At 48.0% G+C, this 14,390-nt stretch carries 11 protein-coding genes; all 11 read left to right on the top strand.

Annotation, left to right across the window (positions count from 1 at the left end; all coding sequences use genetic code 11):
- The first annotated feature begins 329 nt into the window (after positions 1-329).
- The 11 genes from spoIIE to hslO all read left to right on the top strand — a co-directional run bounded on the left by spoIIE (position 330) and on the right by hslO (position 14,378).
- Positions 330-2,837 (top strand): stage II sporulation protein E, encoded by a 2,508-nt coding sequence (gene spoIIE, locus MHB71_RS24905; RefSeq protein WP_340027954.1) that lies wholly within the window; start codon positions 330-332, stop codon positions 2,835-2,837.
- Positions 2,838-2,922: 85 nt separating this feature from the next.
- Positions 2,923-3,675 (top strand): VWA domain-containing protein, encoded by a 753-nt coding sequence (locus MHB71_RS24900; protein ID WP_340027953.1) that lies wholly within the window; start codon positions 2,923-2,925, stop codon positions 3,673-3,675.
- Positions 3,659-4,606, top strand: a complete 948-nt coding sequence (locus MHB71_RS24895) for a protein kinase (RefSeq protein ID WP_036606117.1) — start codon at positions 3,659-3,661, stop codon at positions 4,604-4,606. Before MHB71_RS24900 ends, MHB71_RS24895 begins: the two co-directional genes overlap by 17 nt.
- A gap of 44 nt (positions 4,607-4,650) precedes the next feature.
- Positions 4,651-6,090: a tRNA lysidine(34) synthetase TilS gene (tilS, locus tag MHB71_RS24890; RefSeq protein ID WP_340027952.1), complete on the top strand. Its 1,440-nt coding sequence runs from the start codon at positions 4,651-4,653 to the stop codon at positions 6,088-6,090.
- A 52-nt stretch (positions 6,091-6,142) separates the two neighbouring features.
- Complete coding sequence (gene hpt / locus MHB71_RS24885) at positions 6,143-6,682, top strand: hypoxanthine phosphoribosyltransferase (protein ID WP_017691352.1); 540 nt, start codon at positions 6,143-6,145, stop codon at positions 6,680-6,682.
- A 100-nt stretch (positions 6,683-6,782) separates the two neighbouring features.
- Positions 6,783-8,828 (top strand): ATP-dependent zinc metalloprotease FtsH, encoded by a 2,046-nt coding sequence (gene ftsH, locus MHB71_RS24880; protein WP_100528131.1) that lies wholly within the window; start codon positions 6,783-6,785, stop codon positions 8,826-8,828.
- A 301-nt stretch (positions 8,829-9,129) separates the two neighbouring features.
- Entirely contained in the window at positions 9,130-10,068 is a 939-nt protein-coding gene (gene nadA, locus MHB71_RS24875) for a quinolinate synthase NadA (RefSeq protein WP_017691350.1), read from the top strand.
- Positions 10,069-10,103: 35 nt separating this feature from the next.
- Positions 10,104-11,744, top strand: a complete 1,641-nt coding sequence (gene nadB, locus MHB71_RS24870) for an L-aspartate oxidase (RefSeq protein WP_340027951.1) — start codon at positions 10,104-10,106, stop codon at positions 11,742-11,744.
- Positions 11,741-12,607: a carboxylating nicotinate-nucleotide diphosphorylase gene (nadC, locus tag MHB71_RS24865; protein ID WP_340027950.1), complete on the top strand. Its 867-nt coding sequence runs from the start codon at positions 11,741-11,743 to the stop codon at positions 12,605-12,607. The genes nadB and nadC overlap by 4 nt, the downstream gene beginning before the upstream one ends.
- Positions 12,608-12,613: 6 nt before the next feature.
- The gene (locus MHB71_RS24860; protein ID WP_026081372.1) at positions 12,614-13,384 is read left to right on the top strand and encodes a type III pantothenate kinase; all 771 of its coding nucleotides are present in this window, start codon (positions 12,614-12,616) and stop codon (positions 13,382-13,384) included.
- Between the two features lie 103 nt (positions 13,385-13,487).
- On the top strand, positions 13,488-14,378 hold the full coding sequence (gene hslO / locus MHB71_RS24855) for an Hsp33 family molecular chaperone HslO (RefSeq protein ID WP_036606110.1): 891 nt from the start codon (positions 13,488-13,490) through the stop codon (positions 14,376-14,378).
- Positions 14,379-14,390: the final 12 nt, after the last annotated feature.

Here is a 14,390-nt window from a genome sequence, read left to right as displayed (position 1 = left end):
ATGAAACCATAAGAACATTTGTCGTCTACCATTTTTTACCGACAGGTTTCCGTGGCATTCCACAGTTATCCTGCTCAAATGGTGGCGAGACCAAACCATCTCCGGTTCAAAATCAGACATTCCGATTGTCGGAATCAAGTAGGAGAATGAATGAAACCACAATAAGGCCGGGGGTTTCGCTCCACCGCGCCAGGCTTGTTTCTTTTGTCGTAAACTTTTTGGACCCTGTCCACCTATTCTGACAAACTACGTCTTCTAATCTATCTATAATCAGAACCATCGAGAACGAAACACGAAAATTCAAATTAATCGAATGGGGTGCCTTGAGGATGATGGAAAAGTGGAATGTCATTCAATTTCCGGGAATGAAAGCAGGTAAAGGAGGTACGGAAGCTCGGGAGGAGCTGTCGGTACGTCTGAAACAATGGCTTGGCTCCCGCAAGGCTGTCCAGATGGTTGCTTCCCGCAAATGGGTACTGCTGCTTACGTTTATGGGGTTCCTGCTCGGAAAGGCAATGATCCTGAATGAGTTATCTCCCTTTGCCATTGCTTACTTCGCCGTAATTGCTTTCATGCGCAGGGATTACATCATTCCGGTAGGCGTTGCACTTCTCGCAGGCAGTCTCTTTGCACCGTTTCCGGTACCACTCATTGTTGCATCGGAGATCGCCATCTTTTATCTGCTCTTCCGCGGTCTGGAGTCATATGATCGTGCTGAATTATCTTATGCACCAACGATGGTATTTACGACTACATTTATGGTCAAGTTATTCGCGGTTGTGATTGGACCATCCTTCAGCTGGTACGCGATGCTGATGCTCACGATGGATTCCGTACTAAGTTTCGTGCTCACCCTAGTTTTTATACAAGCCATACCGATCTTCACTTACCGCAAAAAAAAGTTCAGCCTAAAGAACGAGGAGATCCTCTGCCTGATCATATTGCTCGCTTCCGTTATGACGGGAGCCGTAGGGTGGACCATTCAGTCCTTATCCGTCGAGCATATGCTCTCCCGTTATCTCATATTAATCTTTGCGCTGGTGGGCGGAGCCCCCCTCGGAGCCTCAGTTGGGGTTATTACCGGCTTGATTCTGAGTCTGGCTGACATGTCAGCGGTGTATCAGATGAGCCTGCTTGCTTTTGCCGGGATGCTGGCGGGTATGCTTCGAGAAGGCAAACGTGCGGCGGTTGCACTGGGCATGCTGCTGGGTTCGTCCATTCTATCCATATATCTGGGCGGACCGGGCGATGTGATGAACTCATTATGGGAGACGTGTGCAGCTATCGCACTATTCATGTTGACACCTAAAAGCCTGATGACGGCGATATCCAAGTATGTACCGGGTACGCAGGATCATACAAAATCCCAGCATGAGTATGCCAAACGGATACGGGATATCACGGCAGAACGGGTAACCCGGTTCTCACAGGTATTCCGTCAATTGTCACGTAGCTTCGATCAGATGTCGGGTGCAGGGGAGCAGGTACAGAAAGAAGGTGGAATGGACCATTTCATGAATGCGGTTGCCGAGAGCACATGTGCAAGCTGTTTCAAGCGTACACAATGCTGGGATGCGAAGTTTATTCAAACCTACAAATATATGACGGACGTGATGAGTACGATTGAAGGAAACCCGGAGATCTCAGGCAAGCAGATTCCAGTGGACTGGAACAGGGTGTGTGCGAAACCGGAAGAGGTCCTTGAAGTCATGCGTGCCCAGTATGGACTGCATCAACATAACATGCAATGGAAGCGTCAAATTATTGATAGCCGGCAGCTGGTTGCAGAGCAATTGTCCGGTGTATCACAGGTCATGGAGGACCTGGCCAAAGAAATTCAGCGGGAAAGTGATGAGATGGTACAGCAGGAGGAGCAGATTCGGGACGCACTGGAGTCATTGGGCTTGTCCATTCACTCCATTGAGATCATCAATCTGGAAGCGGGCAATGTAGAGATTGAGATTGTACATGCATATACACGTGGATTCGATGAGTGCCGGAAAATGATTGCTCCGCTGATCTCGGATGTACTGGACGAGCATATTGCCGTCTTGCATGAGACCATGACCGATCCTCGTCAGGGACTGGCAACCGTCACGTTTGGTTCGGCCAAAACGTTCGAGGTAACCACGGGTGTTGCTGCCGCCGCAAAAGGGGGAGATGTGATGTCAGGCGACAGCTTCAGTACGGTTGAGTTAGGTAACGGTACATTCGCGGTGGCGCTCAGTGATGGAATGGGCAATGGAGAACGGGCACGCATGGAGAGCAGCGCAGCGCTGAACATACTGGAACAGTTGTTACAGTCCGGCATGGACGAGAAACTGGCGATCAAATCCGTGAACTCCGTTCTGATGCTGCGCTCCCCTGAAGAGATGTATGCCACAGTAGATATGGCGCTGATTGATGAATATACGGCAGAGACCACGTTTATGAAAATCGGATCGACGCCAAGTTTCATCAAACGAGGACAGGAGGTTATTCAGGTTTCGGCCAGCAATTTGCCAATCGGTATTATTAAAGATATTGAAGTGGATCTGGTGACGGTGCAGCTTCAGCCGGGGGATATCCTCATTATGATGACGGATGGCATCTATGATGCACCGGGGTATGCGGTGAACAAAGAGTTATGGATGAAACGGCTCATTCAAGAGATTGATACAGATGATCCGCAAGATTTGGCCGATTGCCTGCTTGAAAGTGTCATAAGATATCAGCAGCATGAAATTTTGGATGATATGACCGTCGTTGTTGGAAAAGTAGAGCATTTCCGCCCTGAATGGGCCACACTGCGTGTGCCTGGCATCAACCGGATGGAGCGCCCACGAACCGTGAGTTAATTGCATATTCTTCTGTTTGAAGTCTCTTCATTCTGGCAATGCTAGTCATAGAGTTGGAGAGTAACGAATAACGGAGGGATATCGGATGAAGCAAATCTTATTGATCACCGACGGTTGTTCCAATGTAGGACCAAGTCCGGTGCTGGCAGCGGCCGAAGCGCAGGAAGAGGGAATTACGGTTAATGTGGTTGGCGTGATTGATTATGGAACCATTGGTGAGCTGGGTAGCCGGGAGATTGAGGATATTGCCAGAGCCGGAGGTGGAATCAGCCAAATTGTAGGTACACGGCAGCTTGCCCATACGATGCAGATGATGACAAGGAAAACGGTGGTTCAGACCATTCAACAGGCGGTTAATAGAGAGTTAACACAAATTTTGGGAGAGAAGGAGCCCAAAACGGTAACCGATCTGGAGCCTGCACAACGCGCCCGGGTCGTGGAAGTGATGGATGATATGGCTGAAACTACAGCTTTACAAGTTATATTGCTAATAGACGTCAGTGCCAGTATGAAGCCCAAACTGGCTGCGGTAGAAGAAGGCATTCGCGATTTAATGTTGAGTTTGCAGGCGCGTATAGGTCAAAGCAAGCTTTCCGTATTTCATTTTCCGGGACGACACAGTGGAGAAGATGCGGTAATGGATATTGACTGGACAACGGATCCAAGCCGTGTTCGGTCCTTGTTTGGAAGGTTGCAGATGAAGGGTGCAACGCCGACAGGTCCTGCAATTCAGAAGGTGATTGATTTTTACCGTTATGGTACACTGGAGAAACAGCAGGAAATAGAAGGGAACTATCGCATTGAAAGAGAAGGGATGCTCGGTGACAACGTTGTCTGACGCCTCTTTCCCACCAGGAACAGTGGTTACAGGGAAATGGAATCGCAGTCGTTACACGATTCGGAAGCTACTGGGCAAAGGAGCTAATGGCATCGTTTTTCTTGTCCAACGGGGTGAAAATGGCAAACACTACGCGTTAAAAATGGGATTTGATCCGGTTGATCTGCAATCGGAAGTCAATGTGCTCAAATCTTTTCAACTACAGCGTAATCATGAGGCCCTTCGGCAGAGCGGCATTCCTTCCTATCTTAAAGATGTGGATGATTATGCCGTTCGTGGCCGGGATATTCCCTTTTATGTGATGCGTTACGTTAGAGGTGAGGCACTTCATCACTTTATTCGGCGTCAGGGGACAGACTGGACACTTCTGGTGGGACTTAGACTCTTGCAGAAGCTGGCACAATTGCATCAGGCGGGATGGGTGTTTGGTGATCTCAAACCTCAGAATGTGTTGGTATCCGACTATGGGCAGGTGGAATTGATCGACTACGGCGGAGTTACGTCGATTGGTCGAAGCGTCAAACAGTTCACCGAATGGTATGATCGGGGCTTCTGGAATGCAGGCAGCCGTACGGCAGATGGTACCTATGATGTATTTGCATTTGCATTATTATTGATTCATGTACTTGAAGCAGACGCGCTCAAGGCACTGGCGGCCGAAGGATTACCGCAACTGCGAAGTGTGAATCAGCTCGTAGCGCTGGTGGAGCGCAGTGAACGACTGGGTCCTTTTCGCAATTGGACGACTCAGGCATTACGAGGTCAGTTTCGTGATGCAGGTCATGCGGCACAAGGGTGGAAGGAAATGATGGCACGCCCCACGCCTCTCCGCCGTCGTTCCAAAAGTACAACACCGCGCTGGCTTATGAACGCATTCGCTGTATCTGTGATATTACTTATTGGAGTGCTCATCTATGCACTACTTTTCTGATCTGTGAGAGTGCATATACATAACGTAAGGAATGAGGAACAGGTATGGAGGCTTTACGCTGGAACATGCTGGTGAAGAACGTGCTGGATGCAGCGGAAGAGCATCAGTTATGGGTTCCCGGGGATCGGATTGTCGTCGCAGTATCGGGCGGGCCGGACTCGGTAGCTTTTTTGCATATCATGCACGAGATCAGCATACGGCATGTCCCGCTTGAATTAATTTGTGCCCATGTACATCATGGTTTCCGGACCGAATCTGATGACGAAGCGGAGAAAATGATGGAACTGGCACAGCAGCTTGGTATTACATTTGAATGGACCAAGGCCGATGTACCTTCATATATGGAGCTGACGGGTCAAGGACCACAGGAAGCAGCCCGCAACAAGCGATATGCCTTTTTGCACGAAGTGGCTTCCAAATATAATGCGGCAAGCATCGCTTTGGCACATCATGCCGATGATCAGGCGGAGACGGTCATGCTTCATTTGCTTCGTGGAACCGGCTTGTCGGGACTCTCAGGAATGAAGTTTAAAAGACGAGAAAAAAATGTGGAACTTATTCGTCCATGCCTTCGTATAAACAAGACAGACCTTGTAGAAGCTTGTAATACCCAGGGTTTTATGTATTTCAATGATGAGAGCAACGCCCTGCGTAAATATCGGCGTAATGCCATTCGCTTGGATGTGCTTCCTTTTTTGGGGCAGTATAATGGACAACTCACGCCGTCATTGAATCGGCTTGCCGAAATTGTGGGTGATGAAGACGATTTCATGGAGCAGAGTGCATATGACACATACAGGTGTCTAGTGCAGGTGAACGGCGGAAGGCAAACCTTTGAGGTGCCTTCCTTCTTGAAGTTACATGTCGCTTTACAACGAAGGTTGATTAAACTAATATTGAATTATCTGCCTTTGGACAGTGATTTTGTCGACTTTACCCGTATAGAAACCATTCGGCGCAAGGTCATGGAGACCCATGTGACGACCTGGAGCCTGGATATAGGACAGACACTCGCCTGCACTCGGGAGTATAATCTGATTTCTTTTGGCATACGGACGGACGTACAGGATCAATCTTACGAGTATCGTCTTGCGCAATGGAGTGGAACTTATGAGCTTTCACTCACCCCAATTAACCGGTATATTCGGTTGATGACGGTGAGTCCCGAAGACTATCATGTACCGGAATCGGCGGATCAAGCCGCGTTTGATGCGGATCAACTGCTTATGCCGCTGGTTGTGCGTTCACGGTTACCTGGAGATACCATGAAAGTGATGGGATTAAACGGAAGCAAAAAGGTGAAAAATATTTTCATCGATGAGAAAATCCCCCCATCTGTCCGTCCACGTATTCCTGTGGTATGTGATGGAGCAGGTCATATCATCTGGTTACCGGGTGTTCGACGGTCCAGTGTGGCTCCTGTCAGGGAGGGCACTTCCGCAATCCTGTACATGACTGTAGGCGATTCAGCGATTCAGGGGTAGTGGTTATGGTTCAGGTAAGGCTTTCATAGTATAACTTAGGAGGTTCGCACAGTTGCAGAACGACATTCAGGAAGTATTGATCAGTGAAGAAGAAATTCAGAGTAAAGTCAAGGAATTAGGCGCAACACTAAGTGCCGAATATGCAAATCGCAATCCTTTGGTCATTTGTGTGCTCAAGGGTGCGTTTATATTTATGGCTGATTTGGTTAAAAACATAACGGTACCTGTTGAAATGGATTTTATGGCGGTATCCAGTTACGGCGCTTCCACCAAGTCATCAGGTGTTGTCAAAATCATTAAGGATCTGGATGTATCCGTAGAAGGACGGGAAGTTCTGATTGTCGAAGATATTATCGACAGCGGACTTACACTCAGCTATCTGATTGAACTGCTAGAAAACCGCGGTGCCGAGTCGGTGCGAGTGGTTACGCTGTTCGACAAGCCTTCAGGCCGTAAAGTTGAGTTGGAAGCTCATTACACAGGCTTTGACATTCCTGACGCGTTCATCGTTGGTTACGGTTTGGATTTTGCGGAGAAGTACCGGAACCTGCCCTATATCGGGATTTTGAAGCCGGAAGTCTATAGTAGCTAATATCCTGCCCGACCCAAGCCTTGAGCTGTTCTTGGCTTCTGTTGAGAAGCCATGTCGGGCTATGTTAAAATAATTAAAGTGTCTCGAGAGGAGGTAGGGGATGAATCGGTTCATCCGGAATTCTGGTTTTTATTTGATTCTTTTTTTAGTTGTGGTGGGGATAGTCCAGTTCGTCAGCAATGGCGGCGAAGCCACCGATAATCCTAGATATGATCAGTTGCGTGCAGCGATCAAAGCCAACAATGTCTCTGAATTGACGGTTCAATTCAACGGTCAAACGTATCTCGTGACCGGTCAATACAAGAAGGCACCTGATGGCGCCAAATCAGAAAATTTCTCAACGTATATTCCTCCTACGGATGAGGCAATTAGTGAGCTTGTAGCTGCAAGTGAAACTAACAATTTCCAATATCATCAGGAGCCAATGAAAGGTGACAGCATCTGGTTGACGTTGCTGACTTCCTTTATTCCTTTGATCATTATGTTCCTGCTGTTCTTCTTCCTGTTTAATCAGGCTCAAGGCGGCGGCGGTAAAGTAATGAACTTTGGTAAAAGCCGTGCTCGTCTCTACAATGAAGAGAAGAAGCGGGTTACATTTGAAGATGTTGCGGGTGCTGACGAAGAGAAACAGGAACTTGTTGAGGTTGTAGACTTCCTCAAGGACCCTCGTAAATTCGCAGCAGTAGGTGCAAGGATTCCTAAAGGCGTATTGCTCGTAGGGCCTCCAGGTACCGGTAAAACATTGCTCGCTCGTGCCGTAGCCGGTGAAGCGGGTGTACCATTCTTCACGATTTCAGGTTCCGACTTCGTTGAAATGTTCGTCGGTGTCGGTGCATCACGTGTACGTGATTTGTTTGAAAATGCGAAGAAAAATGCCCCATGTATCATCTTTATCGATGAGATTGATGCTGTAGGACGTCAGCGTGGTGCTGGTCTCGGTGGTGGTCACGATGAACGTGAACAGACACTCAACCAGTTGCTCGTTGAGATGGACGGATTCGGAGTTAACGAAGGTATTATCATCATAGCCGCAACGAACCGTGCAGATATTTTGGACCCTGCCTTGTTGCGTCCTGGACGTTTTGACCGTCAAATTACGGTTGACCGCCCTGATGTAAGAGGTCGTGAAGCTGTCCTGAAAGTACATTCCCGTAATAAACCACTGACCAACGATGTGAAGATGGATATTATCGCGAAGCGTACAACAGGTTTCTCTGGTGCGGATTTGGAGAATCTCTTGAACGAAGCGGCGCTGATTGCAGCACGTCGTAACCGTAAAGATATTTCCATGAAAGAAGTCGACGAAGCGATTGACCGTGTTATTGTCGGTACGGAGAAGAAAAGCCGTGTCATCAGTGATCGCGAGAAACGCATTGTTGCTTATCATGAAGCAGGTCATACCATTGTAGGATACTTCCTGGAACATGCCGATATGGTACATAAAGTGACCATCATTCCGCGCGGACGTGCGGGTGGATATGTAATCATGTTACCTAAAGAAGACCGTATGCTGGTTACCAAAAACGAGTTGCTTGATAAAGTAACCGGCCTTCTCGGAGGTCGTGTAGCTGAAGAATTGTTCATCGGAGAAATTGGTACTGGTGCATATAGTGACTTCCAGCAAGCGACAGGTATTGTTCGCAGCATGGTTATGGAATACGGTATGAGTGAGAAATTGGGACCTATGCAATTCGGAAGTTCACAAGGACAGGTATTCCTTGGTCGGGATATCGGTCATGAACAGAATTACTCGGATTCCATTGCTTACGAGATTGATCAGGAAATGCAACGCTTTATTAATGACTGTTATGAGAAGTGTAAGGACTTGCTTGTTAAACATTCAAAAGAGATGCACCTGATCGCTCAAACTTTGCTTGAGGTAGAGACTTTAGAAATGGATCAGATCAAGCAATTGATCGAAACAGGTTCTTTGACTCCAAAAGCAGAGAATGACAATGATGGTGAAGGCACACCAACTGAAGGCGGAGAGCCAATCATCGACACCATCGGTGATGTGCGTGTTCGTATTCAAGGTAAAGATGAAACGCCTGAGCCACCAGCCGGAGATATTCCAAACGAAGCTCCGAATCTGGAAAAGGGTAATAACAATAACCCGGATGATGGCGGAACGAAGCCAACGTCTTAATGCACAATACATCTGGCTAATGATAGCAGGTGAAATCAAGAGAGCCCTCGGGGCTCTCTTTTTTTTATCCATTATTTTAAATAAGGATAGATAAAGATAAACGGGAGTTAGATGGCGAACCAGTTAGCAAACAGGTGATTACAGCGCTGTTCCGGGCCTTTTTCATTTATTGACAGAGTCGTGAACGTTGTGTAAATTAGTTGTTAAACCGCTTGTGATTCGTTTCTCAAGCGAAGATAACGACTTAGGTTAGCCCACGAAACAGCGCATGACGCTGTCCCGATAAAGGAGAGGATCACAGGTGGAAGCTCTGGCTTTAGAGCGCAAGGCTGAGATGAACCGCGAGCTGCGTGAGCGGCTTATGGAGTTGAAGAAGGAACGTAATGCCATTATTCTTGCCCATTATTATCAACGTGACGAAGTACAGGAGGTTGCCGACTTCCGTGGAGATTCGTTTCTGTTAGCTCAGAAGGCAGCACAAACAGATGCGGATGTGATCGTTTTCTGTGGTGTTCATTTTATGGGTGAAAGCGCTAAAATTCTGGCGCCAAATAAAACAGTTATTATCCCGGACGAACGTGCGGGCTGCCCAATGGCAGATATGGTGAATGTGGATGGACTACGCAAATTGAAAGCACAGCATCCTAATGCCAAGGTAGTTACTTATATTAATTCCTCGGCTGAGATCAAAGCAGAGACTGACATCTGCTGTACTTCAGCGAATGCGGTACGGGTTATTCAATCGGTGGATTCCGACGAAATTATCTGGGTACCGGATAAAAACCTGGGACATTATGTGCAGCAGCATACAGACAAGAAAATGATTATCTGGGAAGGCTACTGCAACACTCACGATATGCTTACAGTCAAAGATGTGGTAGAGATGAGAGCCAAGCATCCAAATGCAGAGTTTGTTGTCCATCCAGAGTGTCGCCCTGAGGTTGTAGAAATGGGTGATTTTGTAGGCAGCACAACAGCCATTCTGGAGTATTGCAAAAATTCATCAGCGAAGGAATTTATCGTAGGTACCGAAGATGGTACAGGATATCAGCTTCGTCTGGATAGTCCGGATAAACAGTTCCACTTTGCTACCAAGTTCCTCGTATGTCCCAACATGAAGGTGAACAACTTGAAGAAACTGGTGAAATGCCTGGAAACGATGAAGCCGCAAATCTACGTGCCACCGGCCGTTGCCGACAAAGCCAGAGAATCACTAGAGCGCATGTTGTTGGTAAAGTAGGATGCGCTACTCTTGCTCCAAGACAGGTGAATAACATGATACCGCAATATTTAGTTGATTTTGATCTGTCTGCGCTACCCATGGTAGAGACGGATGTACTGGTTATAGGCTCAGGGATTGCTGGTCTGTTCACCGCCATTAAGGCAAGTGGACAACAACGTGTATTAATGATTACGAAGAAGTCATTACTTGAAAGTAACACCAGATATGCGCAGGGAGGCATCGCTGCGGTTATTGCTGAGGATGATTCACCTGCTTACCATTTGCAGGATACACTTGTAGCAGGAGCGGGCTTATGCCGCTCCGAAGCGGTAGAGGTATTGGTGAATGAGGGTCCTGACGGAGTGAAGGAACTGATTCGTTTGGGTACTTTATTTGATCTGGAGAACGGCGAGTTGGCGTTGACGCAGGAAGGTGCGCATAGCCACCGCCGTATTTTGCATGCCAACGGAGATGCAACGGGATATGAGATTGTACGTGCGCTTGCTGTTGAAGTGAATGAGCATCCGGGGATTGAAGTATGGGATGAGCATTTTGTTGTTGACCTGATTACAGATCGAGATCGAGGGGAATGCATTGGCGCTCTGGTTCAGAAGGATGACGGATCGCAAGTGTTCGTGAAGGCACAGGCAACCGTTCTTTGCTCTGGTGGGGCAGGACAACTGTACCGATACACGACGAATCCCGATGTAGCTACTGCCGATGGTGTAGCCATGGCTTATCGGGCTGGGGCTATTGTTCGTGACATGGAATTTATCCAATTCCACCCCACCTCTCTTTGTTACCCTGGGGCCCCGCGCTTCCTTGTGTCAGAAGCCGTACGCGGCGAAGGAGCATATTTGCGCAATGTGAAGGGTGAGCGCTTCATGGATCGTTATCATGCCCAGCTTGAACTGGCCCCACGCGATATCGTGGCACGAGCGATTGTTAGTGAGATGGAGTCTACCAACAGTACCTTTGTGTACCTGGACATTACACATGAACAGCCAGAGATGATCAAGCATCGGTTCCCTACCATATATGAGACTTGTATGCGTTATGGATTGGACATGACAACGGACTGGATTCCCGTTGCACCTGCTGCCCATTACATGATGGGTGGAGTGAAAACGGATTTAAGTGGAGAGAGCAGCCTCTCACGATTATTTGCTTGTGGTGAGGTGTCTTCTACAGGAGTGCACGGAGCTAACCGTCTGGCAAGCAACTCTTTATCAGAAGCGATTGTATTTGGCCGGAGAATTGTTGATCGCATTCAATCACTTTCCCCGCTCGGTTCATTACAAGTAAGAGGGGCTACGCATTCATCTGTGGACATGAATAACAAGGTCAATAAGATCACGGAAGAGCAAAAGCCGGTATCCGAAAGACGTTTACGATTACAGAAAATGATGGTTCGTCAGGTAGGCTTGCGCCGGAATGGTGAGGACCTGCAGAAGGCCATGGACAAGCTGCAACAGGAATTGCAATTTTTTGATCAGACACTCACGCATAAGGAAGAGCTGGAGTATGCCAACCTTCTGACCTGTGCCTGGTTAGTTACCAGCGGTGCATTACATCGCGAGGAGAGTCGGGGGGCTCACTATCGTGAGGATTTCCCGGCACGTGATGATATCGTGTGGCAGAAGCATAGTCTGCAGCAGCGAGAACAAGCGATTGTGGAGGAATTGATGTCATGATACTGAATGGATATAATGAAGGGCTTATCGAATCAATCAAAAACTGGCTTCGTGAAGATGTTGGTGCAGGTGACGTTACAACAAGTGTGACGATTCCAGCTGGCAATCAATCCAAGGCCATTATACACGCCAAAGACAATGGTATTATTGCAGGCATGACCGTAGCTGAACTTGTATTTCAAGTCGTTGATCCTGATCTTGTATTTACACCGAAGGTAACAGACGGAGACCAGGTCACCCATGGCACGATTTTGGCCGAGGTAGAGGGAAGTACACATTCACTGCTTACGGGGGAACGACTTGCACTTAACTTGCTGCAACGTATGTCCGGAATAGCTACGCGTACGCGTGCCTACGTGGATGTGTTGGATGGTCTTGAGACCAGGCTCGTGGATACACGTAAGACAACGCCGGGCCACCGATTACTTGAGAAATATGCGGTGCGCGTGGGTGGCGGAGCGAATCATCGATTTGGACTGTACGATGCCGTTATGATTAAGGATAACCACATCAAGGGTGCAGGCGGAATCACCGAGGCGGTACAGCGTGCGCGAACCATTATCCCACATACGATGACGATTGAAGTGGAGACTGAAAATCTGGAGCAGGTGAGAGAAGCCTTGCAAGCCGGGGCAGATATCATTATGCTGGATAACATGCATCCAGAGCGGATGCGTGAAGCGGTTGAACTTATTCGTGAACAGGCTCCTCATGTGAAGGTTGAAGCATCCGGTAACGTGTCTCTTCAGACCATTCGTGGCATTGCAGAGAGTGGTGTGGATGTAATTTCGGTTGGCAGGTTAACCTATTCCTTTGAGAGCCTGGATATTAGTCTGGATTTAAATGAAAAGAAAGAGGGGTGAACCTCTTTGATTCTAGTTGTAGACGTGGGGAACAGCAATATGGTGCTCGGCGTATATCAAGGCCGGGAATTGCTGCACCACTTTCGTCTGAGTACATCACGTCAGTCAACAGTGGATGAATACGGCGTATTGATTTATAATTTATTTCATATGTCCGGCATCAGGGCAAGTGACATCGAAGGTGTCATCATCTCATCTGTGGTCCCGCCACTGGTGAATGTAATCGAAGCGATGTGTGAGAAGTATGTAGGCAAAAAAGCTTTGCTCGTTGGGCCTGGTATTAAAACTGGCTTGAACCTGCGATACGAGAACCCTCGTGAAGTGGGTGCAGATCGTATTGTTAATGCAGTGGCAGCCGTTGAGAAGTATGGCGGCCCTCTCGTCGTGGTCGATTTCGGTACTGCAACGACCTTTGACTGTATTGACGAGAAAGGTCACTACCTGGGGGGAGCTATTGTACCTGGCATTCAGATCGCCACTGAAGCGCTCTATGAGCGGGCATCCAAGTTGCCTCGTATAGAGCTGGAGAAACCTAAAAAGGTCATTGGCCGTAATACTATTCATGCTATGCAAGCGGGTATTATATTTGGCTATGCAGGGCAGGTAGATGGTATTGTAGAACGTATTCGCGAGGAGATGGGAGCGAAGCCCCGAGTTATCGCGACGGGTGGTCTCGCTACACTTATCGCAGAAGAAACCCGTAGTATAGAGGAAGTTGATCCGCTGCTTACGCTTGAAGGGCTGCGTATTATATATGAGCGGAACCGGGAAAGGTGAGCATAGTGACGGCATACAGCGGGCTGAGATTACAGCTTAAGTGTTGTGCCGTTTTTTCTGTGTTACGACTATTATGGCGATACGCCAAAGGAGGCTGAATGACTTGGAAAACAACAACAAGCATGACCGGTTAATTCGTGGTACAGCAATGAATGGAAAGGTAAGAGCCTTTGCTATCCAGACTACGGAACTGGTTGAGGAACTACGCAGAAGACACGATACGTTTCCCACGGCTACAGCTGCCATGGGGCGTACGGTTACAACAGCAGCCATTATGGGTGCAATGCTCAAAGGTGAAGAGAAGTTAACGGTACAAGTCAACGGTGATGGGCCCATTGGACAGATTGTAGCTGATGCCAATGCGAAAGGCGAAGTACGAGGATATGTTTCTAATCCGCATGTACATTTGCCAAGCAATAGTGTGGGAAAACTGGACGTTGCAGGCGCAGTTGGAACGGAAGGTTTCATCAACATAACGAAGGATTTGGGACTGAAAGAGCCATATCGTGGCAGTGTGCCTATTATTTCAGGAGAACTGGGCGAAGACTTCACGTACTACTTTGCTCAATCGGAGCAAACCCCTTCTGCTGTAGGCGTTGGTGTGCTCGTTGATACGGATAATTCCGTTATTGTCTCAGGTGGATTCATTATGCAGCTGTTGCCGGGATTGACAGATCCAGAGATCACGGCGATCGAAAACGCCATTAGTACGTTGCCGCCAGTGACGACGTTGCTGGAGCAGGGACTTGAATTGGAAGAGTTGCTTCGCCGATTGTTGCCAGATGTACAAGTGATGGAAGGACTGGATATTCATTTTAGCTGTGAGTGTTCACGTGAGCGGGTAGAGAAGACACTAATCAGCCTGGGCCAAACGGAGATGGAGCAATTAATTGAAGAAGAGGGCCAGGCTGAAGTGGTCTGCCAATTCTGTAATGAAGCCTATGACTTTAACAAAGAACAACTTGAGACCATCCTAGAGCAAGCCAAGAACTGATCTATGCGGGGA

The sequence above is a fragment of the Paenibacillus sp. FSL H7-0940 genome (assembly GCF_037979415.1).
GTDB lineage: Bacteria > Bacillota > Bacilli > Paenibacillales > Paenibacillaceae > Paenibacillus > Paenibacillus amylolyticus.
The sequence above is the reverse complement of the archived record's forward strand: the minus strand, read 5'-3'. Positions and strand labels throughout refer to the sequence as shown.

What these genes read in the sequence shown, in the direction of transcription:
- ftsH (WP_100528131.1), top strand. Translation starts at nt 6,783, where the DNA reads ATGAATCGGTTCATCCGGAATTCTGGTTTTTATTTGATTCTTTTTTTA.
- MHB71_RS24900 (WP_340027953.1), top strand. Translation starts at nt 2,923, where the DNA reads ATGAAGCAAATCTTATTGATCACCGACGGTTGTTCCAATGTAGGACCA.
- nadC (WP_340027950.1), top strand. Translation starts at nt 11,741, where the DNA reads ATGATACTGAATGGATATAATGAAGGGCTTATCGAATCAATCAAAAAC.
- tilS (WP_340027952.1), top strand. Translation starts at nt 4,651, where the DNA reads ATGGAGGCTTTACGCTGGAACATGCTGGTGAAGAACGTGCTGGATGCA.
- spoIIE (WP_340027954.1), top strand. Translation starts at nt 330, where the DNA reads ATGATGGAAAAGTGGAATGTCATTCAATTTCCGGGAATGAAAGCAGGT.
- nadB (WP_340027951.1), top strand. Translation starts at nt 10,104, where the DNA reads ATGATACCGCAATATTTAGTTGATTTTGATCTGTCTGCGCTACCCATG.